At 66.8% G+C, this 17,272-nt stretch carries 16 protein-coding genes and 1 pseudogene; 11 read left to right on the top strand and 6 right to left on the bottom strand.

Features of this window, described 5'->3' with window-relative positions:
* Nucleotides 1-8: 8 nt before the first annotated feature.
* Nucleotides 9-212 carry a hypothetical protein gene (locus tag ACXYMR_RS04340; RefSeq protein ID WP_458941525.1) on the top strand — a complete coding sequence of 68 codons (204 nt, stop codon included), beginning with the start codon at nucleotides 9-11 and terminating at the stop codon, nucleotides 210-212.
* Here the strand turns inward: ACXYMR_RS04340 and ACXYMR_RS04335 are convergent.
* Nucleotides 209-952, bottom strand: a complete 744-nt coding sequence (locus tag ACXYMR_RS04335; protein ID WP_458941524.1) for a HesA/MoeB/ThiF family protein — start codon at nucleotides 950-952, stop codon at nucleotides 209-211. The genes ACXYMR_RS04340 and ACXYMR_RS04335 overlap by 4 nt on opposite strands.
* Nucleotides 953-1,040: 88 nt before the next feature.
* On the opposite strand from ACXYMR_RS04335, the gene ACXYMR_RS04330 reads away from it, so the two are divergent.
* The gene (locus tag ACXYMR_RS04330) at nucleotides 1,041-2,357 is read left to right on the top strand and encodes an ATP-dependent DNA helicase (protein ID WP_458941523.1); all 1,317 of its coding nucleotides are present in this window, start codon (nucleotides 1,041-1,043) and stop codon (nucleotides 2,355-2,357) included.
* Here ACXYMR_RS04330 and cysK read toward each other — a convergent pair.
* The 4 genes and pseudogenes from cysK to ubiB all read right to left on the bottom strand — a co-directional run bounded on the left by cysK (nucleotide 2,354) and on the right by ubiB (nucleotide 6,678).
* Entirely contained in the window at nucleotides 2,354-3,310 is a 957-nt protein-coding gene (gene cysK, locus ACXYMR_RS04325; RefSeq protein WP_458941522.1) for a cysteine synthase A, read from the bottom strand. The genes ACXYMR_RS04330 and cysK overlap by 4 nt on opposite strands.
* A gap of 30 nt (nucleotides 3,311-3,340) precedes the next feature.
* Nucleotides 3,341-3,796 (bottom strand): dUTP diphosphatase, encoded by a 456-nt coding sequence (gene dut / locus ACXYMR_RS04320; RefSeq protein WP_458941521.1) that lies wholly within the window; start codon nucleotides 3,794-3,796, stop codon nucleotides 3,341-3,343.
* 86 nt (nucleotides 3,797-3,882) lie between these two features.
* Nucleotides 3,883-5,062 (bottom strand): annotated as a pseudogene (gene coaBC / locus ACXYMR_RS04315) (bifunctional phosphopantothenoylcysteine decarboxylase/phosphopantothenate--cysteine ligase CoaBC).
* A gap of 77 nt (nucleotides 5,063-5,139) precedes the next feature.
* The gene (gene ubiB, locus ACXYMR_RS04310) at nucleotides 5,140-6,678 is read right to left on the bottom strand and encodes a 2-polyprenylphenol 6-hydroxylase (protein ID WP_458941520.1); all 1,539 of its coding nucleotides are present in this window, start codon (nucleotides 6,676-6,678) and stop codon (nucleotides 5,140-5,142) included.
* Nucleotides 6,679-6,809: 131 nt separating this feature from the next.
* Here ubiB and ACXYMR_RS04305 point away from each other — a divergent pair, with 131 nt between their 5' ends.
* The gene (locus ACXYMR_RS04305) at nucleotides 6,810-7,235 is read left to right on the top strand and encodes a hypothetical protein (protein WP_458941519.1); all 426 of its coding nucleotides are present in this window, start codon (nucleotides 6,810-6,812) and stop codon (nucleotides 7,233-7,235) included.
* A 25-nt stretch (nucleotides 7,236-7,260) separates the two neighbouring features.
* Here the strand turns inward: ACXYMR_RS04305 and ubiE are convergent, their stop codons facing one another.
* Complete coding sequence (ubiE, locus tag ACXYMR_RS04300) at nucleotides 7,261-8,046, bottom strand: bifunctional demethylmenaquinone methyltransferase/2-methoxy-6-polyprenyl-1,4-benzoquinol methylase UbiE (RefSeq protein WP_458941517.1); 786 nt, start codon at nucleotides 8,044-8,046, stop codon at nucleotides 7,261-7,263.
* A 140-nt stretch (nucleotides 8,047-8,186) separates the two neighbouring features.
* On the opposite strand from ubiE, the gene mutM reads away from it, so the two are divergent.
* The 8 genes from mutM (at nucleotide 8,187) to ACXYMR_RS04260 (ending at nucleotide 17,272) form a co-directional block, all read left to right on the top strand.
* Complete coding sequence (gene mutM / locus ACXYMR_RS04295; RefSeq protein WP_458941516.1) at nucleotides 8,187-9,050, top strand: bifunctional DNA-formamidopyrimidine glycosylase/DNA-(apurinic or apyrimidinic site) lyase; 864 nt, start codon at nucleotides 8,187-8,189, stop codon at nucleotides 9,048-9,050.
* A 114-nt stretch (nucleotides 9,051-9,164) separates the two neighbouring features.
* Nucleotides 9,165-10,100: a TraB/GumN family protein gene (locus tag ACXYMR_RS04290; RefSeq protein ID WP_458941515.1), complete on the top strand. Its 936-nt coding sequence runs from the start codon at nucleotides 9,165-9,167 to the stop codon at nucleotides 10,098-10,100.
* A gap of 120 nt (nucleotides 10,101-10,220) precedes the next feature.
* Nucleotides 10,221-10,997, top strand: coding sequence for an enoyl-CoA hydratase (locus ACXYMR_RS04285; protein ID WP_458941514.1), 777 nt, complete (start codon nucleotides 10,221-10,223; stop codon nucleotides 10,995-10,997).
* Between the two features lie 109 nt (nucleotides 10,998-11,106).
* A complete protein-coding gene (gene rpsT / locus ACXYMR_RS04280; RefSeq protein ID WP_458941513.1) occupies nucleotides 11,107-11,373 on the top strand; it encodes a 30S ribosomal protein S20 in 267 nt (88 codons plus the stop codon).
* A 484-nt stretch (nucleotides 11,374-11,857) separates the two neighbouring features.
* Nucleotides 11,858-13,300, top strand: coding sequence for a chromosomal replication initiator protein DnaA (gene dnaA, locus ACXYMR_RS04275; protein WP_458941512.1), 1,443 nt, complete (start codon nucleotides 11,858-11,860; stop codon nucleotides 13,298-13,300).
* A gap of 185 nt (nucleotides 13,301-13,485) precedes the next feature.
* A complete protein-coding gene (gene dnaN / locus ACXYMR_RS04270) occupies nucleotides 13,486-14,604 on the top strand; it encodes a DNA polymerase III subunit beta (RefSeq protein WP_458941923.1) in 1,119 nt (372 codons plus the stop codon).
* A 65-nt stretch (nucleotides 14,605-14,669) separates the two neighbouring features.
* The gene (gene recF, locus ACXYMR_RS04265) at nucleotides 14,670-15,773 is read left to right on the top strand and encodes a DNA replication/repair protein RecF (RefSeq protein WP_458941511.1); all 1,104 of its coding nucleotides are present in this window, start codon (nucleotides 14,670-14,672) and stop codon (nucleotides 15,771-15,773) included.
* 101 nt (nucleotides 15,774-15,874) lie between these two features.
* Nucleotides 15,875-17,272: a circularly permuted type 2 ATP-grasp protein gene (locus ACXYMR_RS04260; protein ID WP_458941922.1), complete on the top strand. Its 1,398-nt coding sequence runs from the start codon at nucleotides 15,875-15,877 to the stop codon at nucleotides 17,270-17,272.

The following is a 17,272-nucleotide window of genomic DNA, read 5'->3' as shown; positions in this document are numbered from 1 at the left end:
TGTGGGGCATGGACAAGTTCGATCCTCCCTCCGAGCCCCGCGCCCCCGGCCGGCTGAGCCGGACCTTTGGTCTGCTCACCGGCCTGGGCGTGGGAGTCCTGCTTATGGCCATCATAGCGCTGACGACCCAGTCCCCCTGGCTGGCCCTCCTGTTCGGCTTCGTTCCCGGCCTCGCCATTGGTCTTGCGCTGCATCTGACGGCGCGACGCTAATTGGCACACTCCGGGCATGCCGGGTCAGGCGACAGCCCCACCGTACGGCTGGTCATCGCCAGGCCGTCGAACAGCAGGATGCGACCGTCCAGCGCCTCGCCGGCCTCGCAGGTCAGCTTGATCGCCTCCAGCGCCATCATCGAGCCGATCACGCCGGTCAGGGCGCCGACTATGCCGACGCGTTCGCAGGTCTCGGCGTCGGGTGGGGTTTGCGGCACCCAGCAGCGATAGCAGGGCGAGGCGGGTGTCCGGTTGAACACCGACAGCTGGCCGTCCCAGCGCCCCACGGCCCCGGACACCAGCGGTGTGCCGAGCGCACGGCTCGCCGCATTGACCGCGAACCGGGTCGCGAAATTGTCGCAACCGTCGAGGATCACATCGGCGTCTGCCAGCAGGTCCTCGGCATTGCCGTCATCCAACGCCGCCACCATCGGCTTGATGTGCAGCGCCGGGTTGAGCGCCCTCAGGGCCTTGGCCCCGGCGCGCACCTTGGCCGTGCCGACATCGCCGGTGGCGAACAGGACCTGGCGCTGCAGATTGTCCAGGCTGACCGTGTCCGGGTCGATCAGGGTGATCTTGCCGATCCCCGCCGCGGCCAGGTAGAGCGCCGCCGGGGCGCCCAGCCCGCCGGTCCCGACCAGGGCGACATGGCTGCGGGCGAGGGCCTGCTGGCCGGCGCCGCCGATCTCGCGCAGCACGATGTGGCGCGCATAGCGCTCGATATCGATTGGATCTGTCATGCACCGACAGGTGACCGAAGCCGGGCCACCATGCAAGGGGCAGCGGCGCTTGCTTCCCTTGGCTGTCGAAACAGGCCAGTTTGCGCCGATGTCTACGACGTCCCAGCTCGCCGCCGCCCGACCCCGCCTGTCCGGCCAGCAGGAACGCCTGCTGGACTGGCTGACCACGGCCAAGCCCAATGTCTTCATCACCGGGCGGGCCGGTACCGGCAAGACCACGCTGATGCGCGAATTCATCCGCCGTGCCGGACCGCGCGCCGCCGTCATCGCCCCGACCGGTGTGGCCGCCATGCAGGCCGGCGGCCAGACCATCCACTCCTTCTTCCACTTCCCGCCGCGCATGATCGGCGCACGCGACATCCGCAAGGTGCGCCATCGCCGCGTCGTGCAGGCGCTGGAAACCCTGGTGATCGACGAGATTTCCATGGTCCGGGCCGACATGATGTGGGCCATCGACAAGTCGCTGCGCCTCAACCGCGAGTGCAACGAGCCGTTCGGCGGGGTCCAGATCGTACTGGTGGGCGACCTGGCCCAGCTGCCGCCTGTCATCCAGGGCGCCGAGGCGGAATATCTCGAGGCCACCTATGGCGGCCCCTTCTTCTTCCACCCGCCACCCTTCCGCGATGCCGGCTTCTCTCTGGTCGAGCTGGAAGAGGTATTCCGCCAGACCGACGAGTACTTCATCAACATCCTCAACGCCGTGCGCGAGGGCGACGTGTCCTCCGACGAGGCCGCCGAGCTCAATCACCGGGTCACAGGGCGGTCCGGTCTGGAGGCCAGTCTCAGCCATGTCGTGCTGACCTCGACCAATGAGGCCGCCTTCCGCATCAACCAGGCCCGCCTGGAAGGCCTGGGCACGCCGGGCCGGTCCTTCGAGGCCAAGGTGGAGGGGCAGTTCGACCCGCGCCTCTTCCCGGCCGAGGAGCCGCTGACGCTGAAGATCGGCGCCCGCGTCATGCTGACCCGCAATGATGCCCAGGGGCGCTGGGTCAACGGCACGCTGGGGGAGGTCGAGGGCTTCGAGGACCGCGGCGTCCGTGTGCGCATCGGCGACACCCTCCACACGGTCGAGCCGCAGAAATGGGAGCGCAATGCTTACGCCTTCGACCCGGAGGCCCAGGCGCTGACCAAGACCACCGCCGGCGCCTTCACCCAGTTGCCGCTGCGCCTGGCCTGGGCAATGACCATCCACAAGGCCCAGGGCCTGACCTTGGACAAGGTCTATCTCGACCTCGCCCGCCGCCTTTTCGCGCACGGCCAGGCCTATGTGGCCCTGTCCCGGGCCCGCTCGCTGGAAGGCCTGGAGCTGTCGCGCCCGCTCTCGCCGGGTGACATCATCTCCGACCCGCGCATTTTCGACGTGCGCTCCTATTGCGATCCGGCCCCGGCCAGCGTGTCGGCCTAGCCGTCGGTCTCGAACAGCGCCGTGGACAGGTAACGTTCCGCCGCACTGGCCAGGACCACAACGATGGTCTTGCCGTCCATTCCATCGCGCTGTGCCAGGTCGAGCGCGGCCTTCACCGCGGCGCCCGAGGAAATCCCCGCCGGAATGCCTTCCACACCGGCCAGTTCGCGGGCCCAGTGAAAGCTTTCCTCGTTTTCGATCCGTATCACTTCATCGATCAGGCCGGTGTCCAGGATGTCCGGCACGAAGCCGGCGCCGATGCCCTGGATCTTGTGCGGGCCCGGCTGGCCACCGGACAGGACCGGGCTGTCGGTCGGTTCGACCGCGACCACGCGGACGCCCGGCTTCTTCTCCTTCAGCACCGCGCCACAGCCGGTGATCGTCCCGCCGGTGCCGACGCCGGCCACGAACACATCGACCTCGCCTTGCGTGTCATTCCAGATTTCCAGCGCCGTAGTGCGCTGGTGGATGTCCGGATTGGCCGGATTGGTGAACTGGCTCGGCATCACCGCGCCGGGTGTCTCCGCGATGATCTCCTGCGCCCTGGCGATGGCGCCCTTCATGCCCTTTGCCGCTTCGGTGAGCACCAGTTCGGCGCCGAGGTGGGCCAGCAGCTTGCGGCGTTCCACCGACATGCTTTCCGGCATGGTCAGGATCAGGCGGTGGCCGCGTGCCGCCGCCACGAAGGCCAGGCCGATGCCAGTATTGCCCGAGGTCGGCTCGACCATCACCGCGCCCTCGCCCAGCTTGCCGGCTGCTTCCAGGGCATCGATCATGGCTACGCCGATACGGTCCTTGACGCTCGACAGCGGGTTGAAGAATTCCAGCTTGGCCAGGATCCGCCCCTTGGCCCCGTTGGCCCGGGCGAGGCGGGAGAGCTCGACCAGCGGTGTGTGGCCGACCGTCTCGTCGATGGAGGCGTAGATGCGGCCGCGGCCGGGCGAGTCTGTCATGCTGTCTGTCCTTGTCCTGAAGGCCGGGCGCTAGACGCCGGTCGAGCCGAACCCGCCGGCACCGCGTGCCGTCTCGTCGAGTTCCTCGCAGATCTCCCATACGGCCTGGCTGACCGGTGTGATGATCACCTGCGCAATACGCTCGCCGCGCCGCACAGTGAAGGGCTCGGCGCCGTGATTGATCAGGTTGACGTGGATCTCGCCGCGATAGTCGGCGTCGATCGTGCCCGGCGTGTTGACGCAAGAGATGCCGTGCCGTGCGGCCAGGCCTGAGCGCGGGCGGACCTGGGCCTCGTAACCGGCAGGCAGGGCAATGGCGATGCCGACCGGGATCAGCTTCCAGGCCCCCGGAGCCAGCGTCACCGGTTCACCCTCCGGCAGTGCGGCGCGCAAATCCATCCCCGCCGACTGCGCGGTCTCGTAAGCCGGCAGGGCCAGCCCGTCATAGTGCGGCAAGGGTTTGATCTTCACGGGAACGGGGGGCATGGGCAGGAATCCGCTGGTCGCAAGGTCTGAACAAGCCTGCATGAAAGCCGTCCCGGCCTGATTTGGCCAGTCCCCGCATGTGTGGACTAGAAGGCCGCAGCGATCCGGTCGGCCAGCAGGTCGGCGATCATCGATTTCGGAGCGCGTTGCCAGGCCTCGCTGCCGTCGGCGGTGACCAGGATAACGGCATTCTCGTCCCCGCCCATGACATCGCCGGACACGTCATTGGCGACGATCCAGTCGCAGCCCTTGCGGGTCCGCTTCTCGCGGGCCCGCATTTCCACGCTGTCGGTTTCCGCGGCGAAGCCGATGACCAGGTGCGGGCGCTCCGCGTGAGCCGCGACGGTTCTGAGAATGTCCGGGTTTTCCACCAGCGCCAGCTGAGTCATTTCGCCCTTGTCCAGCTTGAGTTTGCGCGAAGCCGGGTGAGCGGGTCGCCAGTCGGCCACCGCCGCGACACCGATGAAGACGTCTGCCGGCAGTGCGGCCTCGACCGCGGCCAGCATCTGTACCGCCGTCTCCACGCGCTTCACATCGACGCCACCGGGAGTTTCCAGGTCGACCGGACCGCTGACCAGCGTCACCCGGGCCCCGCGTGCGGCGCAGGCGCGGGCAATGGCATAGCCCTGCTTGCCGGAGGAATGGTTGGACAGGAAGCGCACGGGGTCGATCGGTTCGCGGGTCGGCCCGGCGGTGATCAGGATGTGCCGTCCGGCGAGGCTGTCAGCCATTGAGCAGGCGCTCCACGGCATCCGCGATGGCCACTGGTTCGGCGAGGCGGCCCGGCCCGAACTCGCCGCACGCCATCTCGCCCTCGTCGGGCCCGACGAAATGCACGCCATCGCCCGTGAGGGTCTCCAGATTGCGCTGCGTTGCCCTGTGCTCCCACATCCGAACATTCATCGCCGGAGCCATCAGCACCGGCTTGTCGGTGGCCAGGAGGGCCGTGGAGGCGAGGTCATTGGCCAGCCCGCCGGCGGCCTTGGCCATCAGGTCGGCGGTCGCCGGTGCGACGACGACCAGGTCGGCGGAGCGTGACAGTTCGATATGGCCCATCTCGACCTCGTCGGTGAGCGAGAACAGATCGCCATGCACCTTGTCGCCGGACAGCGCGGCCAGGCTCAGCGGGGTGACGAATTGCGATCCGGCCGAGGTCAGGATGCAACGCGTGGCGATGCCGCGCCTGGCCAGCTCGCGGATCAGTTCGAGGCTCTTGTAGGCGGCGATGCCGCCGCCGACGATGAGAAGGATGCGAGGTTGGGACACGGGACGTCGGCCTCCTGGCTGGTCGCCCCCCTTACTAGCGCCAACGCCGCGTAATCCCAAGCTCATCCTGCCTCGGCTCAGAGTATCAGCGAGGCCACCGCGGTGCCGGCCAGTACGGCCAGTGACACCGCGATTACCGCCAGTGGCCACTGCACCAGCTTGTTGTCGCGCTTGATGGTGATCTCGCCATCCTTGAGGCGGGCGCCGACCTGGGCCCAGTCGTCGATGGCGTCGGGCAGCTGGCGCAGGCTGTCGTGCAGCCGGGTCAGGTCTTCCGCCAGGTCCCGCATCCGGCCCTCAATGCCCAGCTCGCGCTTCATCCAGCGTTCGACAATCGGCGCCGCGGCACCCCACATGTCGAGCTTCGGATCGAGCCGTCGCGAGACCCCTTCGCACTGCACCATGGTCTTTTGCAGCATCACCAGTTCGGGACGCAGCCGCATGTCGAACAGGTCGGTGATCTCGAACAATTGAAGCAGCACGCGTGACATCGGCACTTCATTGGCCCGCTTGCCGAAGATCGGTTCGCCGACGGCCCGCAGGGCGCTGGCGAAATCCTCGATCGAATGGCGCGCCGGGACGTAACCGGCGGCGAAGTGGGCACGCGCCGCGGCCGTGTAGTCCCGGGTCAGGAAGCCGTGCAGGATCAGGGCAAGGAAGCGCCGCTCCTTGCGGCCGATGCGGCCCATGATGCCGAAATCGACGGCCCAAAGCGTGCCGTCCTCGCTGGCGAACAGATTTCCCGCATGCATGTCGGCGTGGAAGATGCCGCGGTCGAGTGCCGTGGCGAGGAAGGCCCGGGTCAGGCGCGTGGCCAGGGAGGCGCGGTCAATGCCGCTGGCGTCGATGCGCTCCTCATCGGTCAGCGGGATGGCGTCGATCCATGACGTCGTCAGCACCCGCCGGGTCGAGCGCGACCAGTCGACATCCGGGATGTGGTAGCCCTCGGCGACCACCGAGGCTTCCGCCAGCTCCGAGGCCGCCGCGGCCTCGAGGCGCAGATCGGTTTCCACCAGCAGGGCGCGTGACACCGTCTCGACGAATTTGCGCGGCTCCAGACGCCGGCTGGCCGGAGCGAAGCGCTCAGCCAGGGCGGCGCCGAGCGACAGGGTACGGATGTCGCGGGCGATGCGCCGGTCGATGTCCGGGCGCACGATCTTGACCGCCACGTCCTCGCCGGAATGGGTGCGCGCGCGGTGCACCTGGGCGATCGAGGCGGCGGCCACGGGCGGGCCGAACTCGGCGAACAATTCCTCCACCGGCCGGCCAAATTCGGCCGCGATCACAAGGCGGGCCTCTTCGTCGCCGAACGCCGGCATGCGGTCCTGCAGCCGCGCCAGTCCGCGGGCGAAACGTTCGCCGATGACATCGCCGCGGGTGGCCAGGATCTGGCCGAACTTGACGTAGGACGGACCCAGTTTCTCCAGCGCCCGGGCCAGGCGTTCGCCCGGATTGGCGGCCTGGTCGGTGCGGGCGAAGATTCGCGTGACGCTGCCCGCCATGCGCGCAGCCAGCGGATAATGCTCATGATATTCGGCCGGCAGGATGGCGTCATGGCGGGCCAGGGTGAGCAGGGCCCGCACGAGGCGGCCGAAGGAGGCGAGACTGGCAAACATGCTAGCGGTTTAGTGCGCGCAGGGGCGCTTGGCGAGGGCAGGATGAAGTTCGTGTCATGTTGCAGGGCTGGCAATCGCTTCTTTCGGCAGGCATTCTACTTTGGCTTGTCGAGTTGCCCGTGAGTCCCCTGATGCAGCATGAGCTTGAACTGGATGCCGAAAACCAGTGGATCATTGTCCGCTTCCACGGCCTGATCGAGGAAGGTGATCCCGTCGAACTCATGCGGCGGGCCGTCGAAATGCCGGGCTGGACGCCACACTGCGACCGCATCGTCGTGTACGAGAACGATTCCGAGCTGCACACGCTGGACGTGGAGAGTTTCGGGCGCATGCGCAGCGCCCTCAGCGAGTTCATAAAGGAGCATTACGGGGATACGCCGTCGCGCTCGGCCCAGGTGTGCAACGACCGGATGAAGCAGATCCTACTGGATTTCTGGGTCGGTCTGGCGGCGATGGGTTATCCGGCGCAAATGGCGCGCTTCGATACCGTCAAGGAAGCCCAGGCCTGGCTGCTGGCGCAACGCCGCATCGACGACAGGGTGCCGCCGACGGCCTGACGAGCGCGCCTCAGGCCCAACCGCTTCAGGCCCAACCGACGTGCAGCGCAGCGATGCCGCCGGAGAAATTGGTGTAGCTGACCTGCTTGAAGCCGGCCGCGCGCAGTTCGCCGGCAAATGTCTCCTGGTCCGGAAAGCGGCGGATCGATTCCACCAGGTACTGGTAGCTCTCCCGGTCCTTGGCCACCAGCGCGCCGAGTTCCGGCATGACGTTGAACGACCAGGCATCGTAGAGCTTTTCCCAGCCCCGGCTGGTCGGGCGGGTGAATTCCAGACACAGGAAGCGGCCACCGGGCTTGAGCACGCGACGCATTTCGCTCAGGGCCGCAGCCCGGTCCGTGACGTTGCGGATGCCGGTGGAAATGGTCACGCAGTGCACGCTGCGGTCCGGCAGGGGCAGGCATTCCGCATTGCCGGTGACCCAGCGGATGCGGCCGGCCTGGCGCTGGTCCAGCCCGCGCTTGATGCCGGCCCTCAGCATCTGCTCGTTGATGTCCAGCACGATGGCCTCGGCCGGCCGGGTGCCGCTACGCCGCTCGGCCACGCGATCGGCCTTGGTCAGGAAGCTGCGGGCCAGGTCTCCCGTACCGCCCGCCACATCGAGCAACGCCTCGCCCGGCTGCGGGTTGGCCCGGGTCATCACCATGTCCTTCCAGGCCCGGTGGACGCCCAGCGACATCAGGTCGTTCATCAGGTCATAGCGGCGCGCCGAGCGGTCGAACACGTCGCGCACGAGGCTGGCCTTCTGGTCGCGATCGACATCGGCAAAGCCGAACGGCACGGTTTCCGGTTGGGTCTCTGACTGGCTCATGGCGCCGAACATAGGCCAGCCCCGGCAGCCGGAAAAGCCGGGTGGGCTGTGGCGTGCCACCTTGCCGCGGCGTGCGCACTGGCCAGGCGTGGCGGAGCGCGCTAGCACCATGGATGCAATCAGGGCGCTGGGGGCGAGCCATGCCAGAATTACCCGAAGTGGAAACCGTGCGGCGCGGCCTGCAGCCGGCCCTCGAGGGCCGGCGCATCGAGCGCGTTGTGCTCAACCGGCCCGACCTGCGTTTCCCCTTCCCCGACCGCTTCGCCGAGCGCCTGACCGGGCGCACCCTGGTCCGCCTTGGCCGACGCGCGAAATACCTGCTCGGCGAACTCGACAGCGGCGAGCTGTGGCTGGTGCATCTGGGCATGACCGGCCGCTTCAGCATCGAGGCCGAGGCCGGGCGCGAACAGCCCGGCGACTTCGTCCACGCGGCCCCTGCAAATCCCCGGCACGACCATGTCGTGCTGACCCTGTCCGGCGGCGTCACGGTGCGTTTCAACGACGCCCGGCGGTTCGGCTTCATGGATCTGTTCCCGGCCGCGCAGAGCCAAACCCACCCGCGCCTCGCCGGGCTCGGTCCCGAGCCGCTGTCGAACGAATTCTCCGGCGCCACGCTGGGGGCGGCCATGGCCGGCCGGCGCACGCCGGTCAAGGCGGCGCTGCTCGATCAGTCGGTGGTGGCCGGTCTGGGCAATATCTATGTCTGCGAAGCACTGCACCGGGCACGGATATCGCCGCGCCGCCTGGCCGCCTCGATCCCGGGCCAGCGCGCCGAGCGCCTGGCGACAGCCGTGCGCCTGGTCATCGCCGAAGCCATCGAGGCGGGCGGATCGACCTTGCGGGATTTTGCCGGGGCAGACGGGGCGCTGGGCTATTTCCAGCATCGTTTCGTGGCCTATGGCCGCGAGGGCGAGGCGTGCCGACAAACCGGCTGCGACGGCCATATCGCCCGGATCGTGCAATCGGGCCGTTCGACATTCTTTTGCCCGAAATGCCAGCGTTGATGGAGCGGCACTGTTGATGGTGCGGGACTGGCAAGGCGCACGTCCCGGGTGCATCCGCGCACCGGGGCCGCTATTCCTCGGTCTGACGAAATTCACCTCTGGAGACACCTGTTCATGTTCCTGATCAATTCCCTGCGCCGCCGCGCGCAAAGCCTGCTCGCCGGTGGTGCCGTCCTGGCCGGTCTGGTGGCCACGGCACCGCTCGCCGCGGCCCAGCCGGCCGATTATTCCGACATCGAGGCCAGCCCGGCGATGTGGCTGATCAGCGACGAGGATTCCCAGGTCTACCTGTTCGGCACCTTCCACCTCCTGCCGTCCAGCCTCGACTGGCGGACCGATGACGTCGACGCCGCCCTGGCCAGCGCCGAAACGGTCTATCTGGAAGCCGACGTGCACAGTCCGGAAGCCCAGATGCAGATCCAGACCCTGCTGCCGCAATACGGCCTCAACCCGGCAGGGGTGACCCTGTCCTCCATGCTTGATGATGAGACCCGGGCCCGTCTGGAGGCTGAAGCCGCGGCCCTCGGACTGCCGCTGCCGGCGCTTGAGCCGATGCGGCCCTGGCTGGCCCAGGTCATGCTTGCCGTGACCAAGCTGCAGGCCCTGGGCTTTGATCCCAACGCCGGCGTCGAGACGGTGTTCATCGGTGAAGCGGCCGCCAATGGTGCCAGCATGGGTTATTTCGAGACCGCCGAGCAGCAGTTGCGTTTCTTTGCCGACATGTCCGACGACATCCAGGCTGCCGCCTTTGCCCAGGGGCTCGACCAGATCGGTGCCATGGAGGCATTGACCGACGAGATGGTTCGCGCCTGGGCCACCGGCGACATGGTCGCCCTGGACCGGCTGATCAACGAGTCCATGCGCGATGAGACGCCCGAGGTCTACCAGACCATCATCGTGCGCCGAAACCAGGACTGGGTGCCGCAGATCGCCGAGATTCTCGAGGGCGAAGGCGTCGCCTTCGTGGCCGTCGGCGCAGCCCATCTGCCGGGTGAAAACGGTGTCGTGGAACTGATGCGCGATGCCGGTCACACGGTGACCCGCCAATAGGTCGTCCCACGCCGGGTGAGTCGAAAGGCTCACCCGGTATCGACGCTCGCTCTCGTCTGGGTTATAGCCACGCGGCTTTGCCAGCGCGCCTCGGAGCGCGCCGAAAAATGGAGCGCCGAAATGGCCTACAAGACAATCCAGGTTAAAACCGAAGGTCGGGTCGGTGTCGTCACCCTCAACCGGCCGCAGGCGCTGAACGCGCTGTGCGACGAGCTGACCGGCGAACTCGCCCGGGCGCTGTCCGACTTCGAGGACAATGAGGACATCGGATGTGTCGTCCTGACCGGTTCGAAGAAAGCCTTCGCCGCCGGTGCCGACATCAAGGAATTGCAGGACCGCGACCAGGTCGGTCTGTTGATGAACGATCCGTTCGCCAAGACATGGGAATCCGTCGCCCGCTTCCGCAAGCCGATTATCGCTGCGGTGTCCGGCTACGCCCTGGGCGGTGGCTGCGAGATCGCCATGATGTGCGATTTCATCATCGCTTCAGACACGGCCAAGTTCGGCCAGCCGGAAATCAATCTCGGCGTCATGCCGGGCTCCGGTGGCACCCAGCGCCTGCCGCGCGCGGTGGGCAAGGCCAAGGCCATGGACCTGTGCCTGACCGGCCGCATGATGGATGCCGAAGAGGCCGAGCGCGCCGGCCTGGTTTCGCGTCTGGTGCCCGCTGACGAGCTCATGGACGTGGCTATGGAGGCCGCCCAGACGATCGCCTCCAAGTCGCTGCCGGTGGCCATGATGACCAAGGAAACCATCAATCGTTCGTTCGAGGTTGGCCTCTCCGAGGGCATCCTGTTCGAACGTCGCGTCTTCCAGTCGCAGTTCTCGCTCGAGGACCAGAAGGAAGGCATGGCAGCCTTTGCCGAGAAGCGGGCTGCACATTTCAAGCATCGGTAGGCTTTCTGGCACTTCGGGCTGTTGACGTACTGCCCACAAGAGCCTATACGCCGCCGCTCACGGATTTTGCCGGGACATCAAGCCCGGCCGTACGAAGAGGTTAAGACCCATGGCCAACACGCAATCGGCCAAGAAGATGGTTCGCAAGATCGCGCGCCGCACGGCTATCAACAAGGCTCGCCGCTCTCGCGTGCGGACCTATGTGAAGAAAGTCGAGCTTGCGATCACGGCGGGCGATCAGACGGCTGCGAAGAGCGCTCTCGTGAAAGCGGAGTCGGAACTGATGCGCGCCGTCGGCAAGGGCATCGTTCACAAGAATACCGGTTCGCGGAAAGTCTCGCGCCTGTCGGCGCGCGTGAAGGCGATGTCTGCCTGATCGCACTCCAAGCGAGTTGAGTTCGGTACGCCCGGGGCACACGCCCCGGGCGTATTTTTTTGCCCTGAAGTTCCAAAAACCGGCTGGGTGCACTCGGATTCAAGGGGCTAGAGCGAGTTGTTTACGTCGCTCTCCGGCGCTGCTTTTTGGCCGTCATCCGGAACTCCAAGAGGACCAATGGCAAGGTCGACCAAAGTGGCAAAAAAGGACCTTATGTCTTGTCACAAAAGTGTCACATACCTCAAGCGCTGCCCTCTTTTGGCATTTCTCGTGTCAAGCGAAGAATCTCGAGAATCAGGCGCTGAATCATGTTGACCGAAACCGGCTGAGGCGTAACCTTTGGGCTCCTGAGGGCGATCAATCCCATGCGGAAGCATTCCGAAGTCGGCGAGACCAATAGGTCCGTGGGGGCTGGGATATTTTGCCAAAAATAACAAACACATGACCTGCCATCCGGTGGGGCAAAAGAAAAGTGTGAAACACAATGGCGTTGAATAAATTGGCTATTGCAGAAGCAAAAAACACACGCTTCGACGTCCAGGCTGAGGGTGATATTTCGGGGGTATGGCGGCAGGTCAGGGGGCGGCTTCGCGAGGAGTGCGGACCGGCTATCTATTCCCAGGAAATTGCCCGGCTCAGAGTCCGGATGTCGGCAACCGGTTCGATCATCGTGGTGGCGCCAAGCCGGTTCAACCGCGACTGGGTCGAGGATCATTGGGGTGCCCGCATTCGCGCCATCTGGACCGAGCTGGACAGCACCTATCGTGAAGTGCACCTGATTGCCGATGGTGATGCCGAGCCGCAGCCGGTGGTTGCGGGGGCGTCGCGCCAGGCCGCACCGTGCGCGGCGAGTTCAGAGGCCTCGCGCCCGGCCGCTGAAAATCCGGTCAGCCCGGACGCCAGCGATGAGCGCTTCACCTTTGACAGTTTCCGCGTCGGTCCGGCCAACGAGCTGGCTGCTGCTGCTGCGCGCACCGTCGTCGGCGCCGCCACGCCACCCTTCAACCCGGTTTTCTTCTATGGCGACTATGGCGTCGGCAAGACGCACCTGATGCATGCTGTCGCCACGGCTGCCGGCCAGACCAGCCGCCGCACCAAGGCGCTCTACCTGACAGCCGAGGAATTCCTGTCCGGTTTCGTCACCGCCATGCGCGCGCGCGACACCATGTCGTTCAAGGAAATGGTGCGCGGCGTCGACATGCTGCTGATCGACGATGTCCATTTCATCGCCGGCAAGCCGAAGACCGAGGACGAGTTCCTCAACACGATCGCGGCGCTTATCGCCGAGAACAAGCAGGTCGTGCTGGCCTCGCATCGCCCGCCGTCGGACCTCAACGTTACCGACCAGCGCTTGCGGTCCCTGCTCGTTGGCGGCCTCGCCTGCCCGTTGTCCAAGCCGGACCTCGATCTGCGCCGGCAGATCCTCGATTGCAAGATTGCCCAAGCCAAGGGGCACTATCCGGTGCTCGATGTGCCTGAGCCGGTGCGCGACTTCCTGGCGGCCCGCATCACCTCCAGCCCGCGTGAGCTGGAAGGAGTGCTCAACAATGTCATTTGCCGGACCGCCCTGCTGGGCCTGCCGGTGACAATGGATGCCGTATCGAGCGCCCTGCGCGAGCTGTCGCTCAGTTCCGAGCGGCGTCTCACGGTCGATGACATCCAGAAGTCGGTTGCCACGCATTTCGGCGTCACCCCGGCTGATCTTTGCTCCAAGCGCCGGACCCAGTCCGTCGTGCGGCCGCGTCACGTCGCCATGTATCTGGCCAAGACCATGACCACGCGCTCGCTGCCGGATATCGGCCGTCGCTTCGGCGGCCGTGACCACTCGACGGTGATCCATGCGGTCAACAAGGTCACGAGCATGATCGAAAGCGGCGACCCCATCGCAGCGGACGTCGAGCAGCTGGTGCGCGAACTGGAAGGCTGAGCCCATTCGGGCTGGACAAATGCGACCGAACGCGTGGACGCTGGAGAAAGGTCTTGCGGTCACGCGTTTTCGTGTATCCTCTCTGACCCACCAGTTTGGCGGCCGGGCCCAGCCCGGCGCTATCCAACCCGATGCGATGTCCAGGACTTTCGATGTCCGATATTCTTGAAGCCGGAACGCGAACCATGAAACTGACGATCGAGCGCGCCACGCTCCTGAAAGCCCTGGGCCATGTTCAGGCCGTGGTGGAAAAGCGCAACACGATTCCGATCCTGTCCAACGTCCTGATTTCCGCGGGCCCCGACGGTGCCAGTTTCGCGGCGACCGACCTTGATATCGAAATTCTCGAGACCGCCACGGCCACCTGTGACGGCGAAGGCCTGGTCACGGCCCCCGCGCACACCCTCTATGACATCGCCCGCAAGCTGCCGGACGGTGCCGACGTGACGCTGGAAATGGGCGGCGCCGATCCGCGCCTGACGCTCAAGGCCGGCCGGTCGAACTTCTCGCTCCCGTCCCTGCCGCCGGGTGATTTCCCGGTCATGCCGACCGAGGACCTGGAGCACCGCTTCACCCTCTCTGGCAGCGAGCTGGCGCGCCTGATCGACAAGACGCGCTTCGCCATCTCCACCGAAGAGACCCGCTACTACCTCAATGGCATCCATCTGCATGCCGCCGATGACAATGGTCGCAAGACCCTGCGCGCCGTGGCCACGGACGGGGTCCGTCTGGCGCTCGCTGAAACCGACCTGCCCGACGGTGCCGACGGCATGCCGGGCGTCATCGTGCCGCGCAAGACCGTGCACGAGGTGCGCCGCCTGCTCGAGGATGCCGACGACGAGGTCGAGATTTCGGTGTCCGAAGGCAAGATCCGCTTCCGCCTCGGCCGCGCCGTTCTCACCTCCAAGCTGATCGACGGCGCCTTCCCGGACTATGAGCGCGTTATCCCGCGCGGCAATACCCGGCTGATGTCGGTCGAGAACAAGCGTTTCGCCGAAGCCGTTGACCGCGTCGCCACCATCTCGGTGGAGAAATCGCGCTCGGTGAAGCTGTCGCTCGGCGAGGACACGCTGACCCTGGCCGTCAACAACCCGGAAAGCGGCCAGGCCGAGGAAGAGCTCGCCGTGTCCTATTCCGACGAGGGCTTCGCCATCGGCTTCAACGCCCGCTACATGCTCGATGTCGCATCGCAGATCGAGGGCGACGAGGCACGTTTCCATTTCGCCGATGCCGCCTCGCCGGCGCTGGTCACCGATAGCGGCGATGCCGACGCGCTTTACGTGTTGATGCCGCTGCGGGTGTGACGGACCGACCCGGCACCGTCGAGACGACCCCACCGCCGCCGGTTCCACCGGCTGCGGTTCGTCGTTTGCGGCTGACCGATTTTCGCAATTATCCCACCCTCGACCTGGAGGTCAGCCCGGCACCGGTGGCTCTCTACGGCCAGAACGGCGCCGGCAAGACCAATGTGCTCGAGGCCCTGTCCTTCCTGGCGCCCGGTCGCGGCATGCGCTCCAGCGGCACCGATGCGGTGCTGCGCCGCGGGCCTGACGGTGCGGCGCCGCAATGGGGTGTCACGGCGTGGCTGGATACCGCCGAGGGCGAGGTTCGCGTCGGTGTCGGCGCGCTGGCGGGCAGGCGCCGGGAAACCCGCATTGACGGTGAGCCGGCGGCCCAGTCGCGCCTCGCGAGACTGGCCCCGATGATCTGGCTCACCCCGGCCCAGGACCGGCTGTTCGCCGGCCCGCGCGCCGACCGGCTGAAATTCTTCGACCGTCTCGTCTATGCCGCCGACCCGGCCCATGCCGAGGCCGCGACGGCCTACGAAAAGGTTCGCATGCGGCGCCAGCGCCTGCTCGACGAGGGCGATGCGGACGGGGCCTGGCTGACGGCCCTCGAGACCGAGATGGCCGGGCATGGCGTGGCCGTGGCCGCGGCCCGGCTGGACGCCCTGATCCGCCTGCAGGGCGAGATCGATGCGCGTCCGGACGGGGTCTTCCCGCGAGCCGACCTGGCGCTGGACGGAGCCGTCGAGGCGGAACTCGCCGACGGCGTACCGGCCGGTGAGGCGGAAGACCGCTTTGCCGATCTGCTTAGACAGGGCCGCCGGCGCGACGGGGCGGCGGGGCGCACGCTGACGCGCGGCCCGCACCGCACCGAACTCGTCGCCCGGCACCGCGACAAGGACCAGGCGGCCGGCGATTGTTCGACCGGCGAGCAAAAGGCGCTGATCCTCACCCTCGCCCTGGCCCAGGCCCGGGCCCTGGCGCGCCATAACGGTCTCGCCCCCCTGCTCCTGCTCGACGAGGCCTGCGCCCACCTCGACGCGCCGCGGCGCGCCGGCCTGGCCCGCGAAATTCTCGCCACTGGTTCGCAGGCCTGGCTGACCGGCGTCGAGCGCGTCCTGTTCGAACCCTTCGGTGACGCCATCCAGGGCTTCGAAGTCACCGATGGTCGGCTGCGCCCCGGCTAGTTTCGGAACAAACCCCACGGGTGGGCATTGCTTCATTGCCGGACATTCCGGCCCGGACGCCGCTGTGCCGGCACGGGGAGGGGCATGTGTTTTTCGACGAAATGAAGACTGAGGACGGCAAGGTCCGCGAGCCCTACGCTGCCTATGCCGAGTGGGCCGAGCAGGCTGATCCCTCCCGCTTGCGCGCCAAGGCGCGCGAGGCCGAGGCCTTCTTCCGCCGCATCGGCATCACCTTCAATGTGTATGGCGACGAGGCATCCGACGAGCGCCTGATCCCGTTCGACGTCGTGCCGCGCATCCTGGCGGCGCGTGAGTGGGCCAGGCTGGAGCGCGGCATCGACCAGCGTGTGCGGGCCATCAACGCCTTCCTGCACGACCTTTATCATGGCCAGGAGATCGTTCGCGCCGGCCGGGTGCCGGAGGCCCTGATCGCCCACAATGAGGCCTTTCTGCCGGAGATGATCGGCGTCGATCCGCCCGGTGGCGTCTACACCCACATCGTCGGCACCGACATCGTGCGCACCGGCGAGAACCAGTTCTACGTGCTGGAGGACAACGCGCGCACCCCGTCCGGCGTCTCCTACATGCTGGAAAACCGCGAAACCATGCTGCAGATGTTTCCGGAACTGTTCTCGCGCATCCGTGTCTGCCCGGTTGCCGATTACCCGACCCGGCTGCGCCGTGCCCTGGCCGCCAGCGCGCCACCGGCCTGTTCCGACAGGCCGGTCATCGCCGTGCTCACACCAGGCCTCATGAACTCCGCCTATTTCGAGCACGCCTTCCTGGCCGAACAGATGGGTGCTGAACTGGTCGAGGGCAGCGATCTGCAGGTCGTCAATGGCCGCGTCGCCATGCGCACCACGCGCGGCTATGAACCCATCGACGTGCTCTACCGCCGGGTCGACGACGCCTTCCTCGACCCGCTCAACTTCCGTCCCGACAGCCTGCTCGGCGTGCCCGGCATCATGGATGTCTACCGGGCCGGCGGCATCACCATCGCCAATGCGCCCGGCACCGGCGTGGCCGACGACAAGGCGATCTATTCCTACATGCCGGACATCATCGAGTTCTACACCGGCCAGAGCCCGATCCTCGACAATGTGCCGACCTGGCGCTGTGCCGAACCGGACGCGCTGGCCTACGTGCTCGACCATCTCGACGAGCTGGTAGTCAAGGAAGTGCACGGGTCGGGCGGCTATGGCATGCTCATCGGCCCGGCCGCCAGCCGCCAGGAGCGCGAGACCTTCGCGGCCAAGCTGCGGGCCCGGCCCGACGGGTATATTGCCCAGCCGACACTGGCCCTGTCGACCACGCCGATCCTGACCCGCAAGGGCCTGTCGCCGCGTCATGTCGACCTGCGGCCCTATGCGCTGATGAGCCCCAAGGGGGTCGACCTGACGCCCGGCGGGCTGTCGCGGGTCGCCCTAAAGAAGGGCTCTCTGGTGGTCAATTCGAGCCAGGGCGGCGGCACCAAAGACACCTGGATCCTGGAGGACTGA

This window comes from Maricaulis sp. CAU 1757 (assembly GCF_054482675.1).
This window is presented reverse-complemented; position numbering and strand designations above follow the sequence as displayed.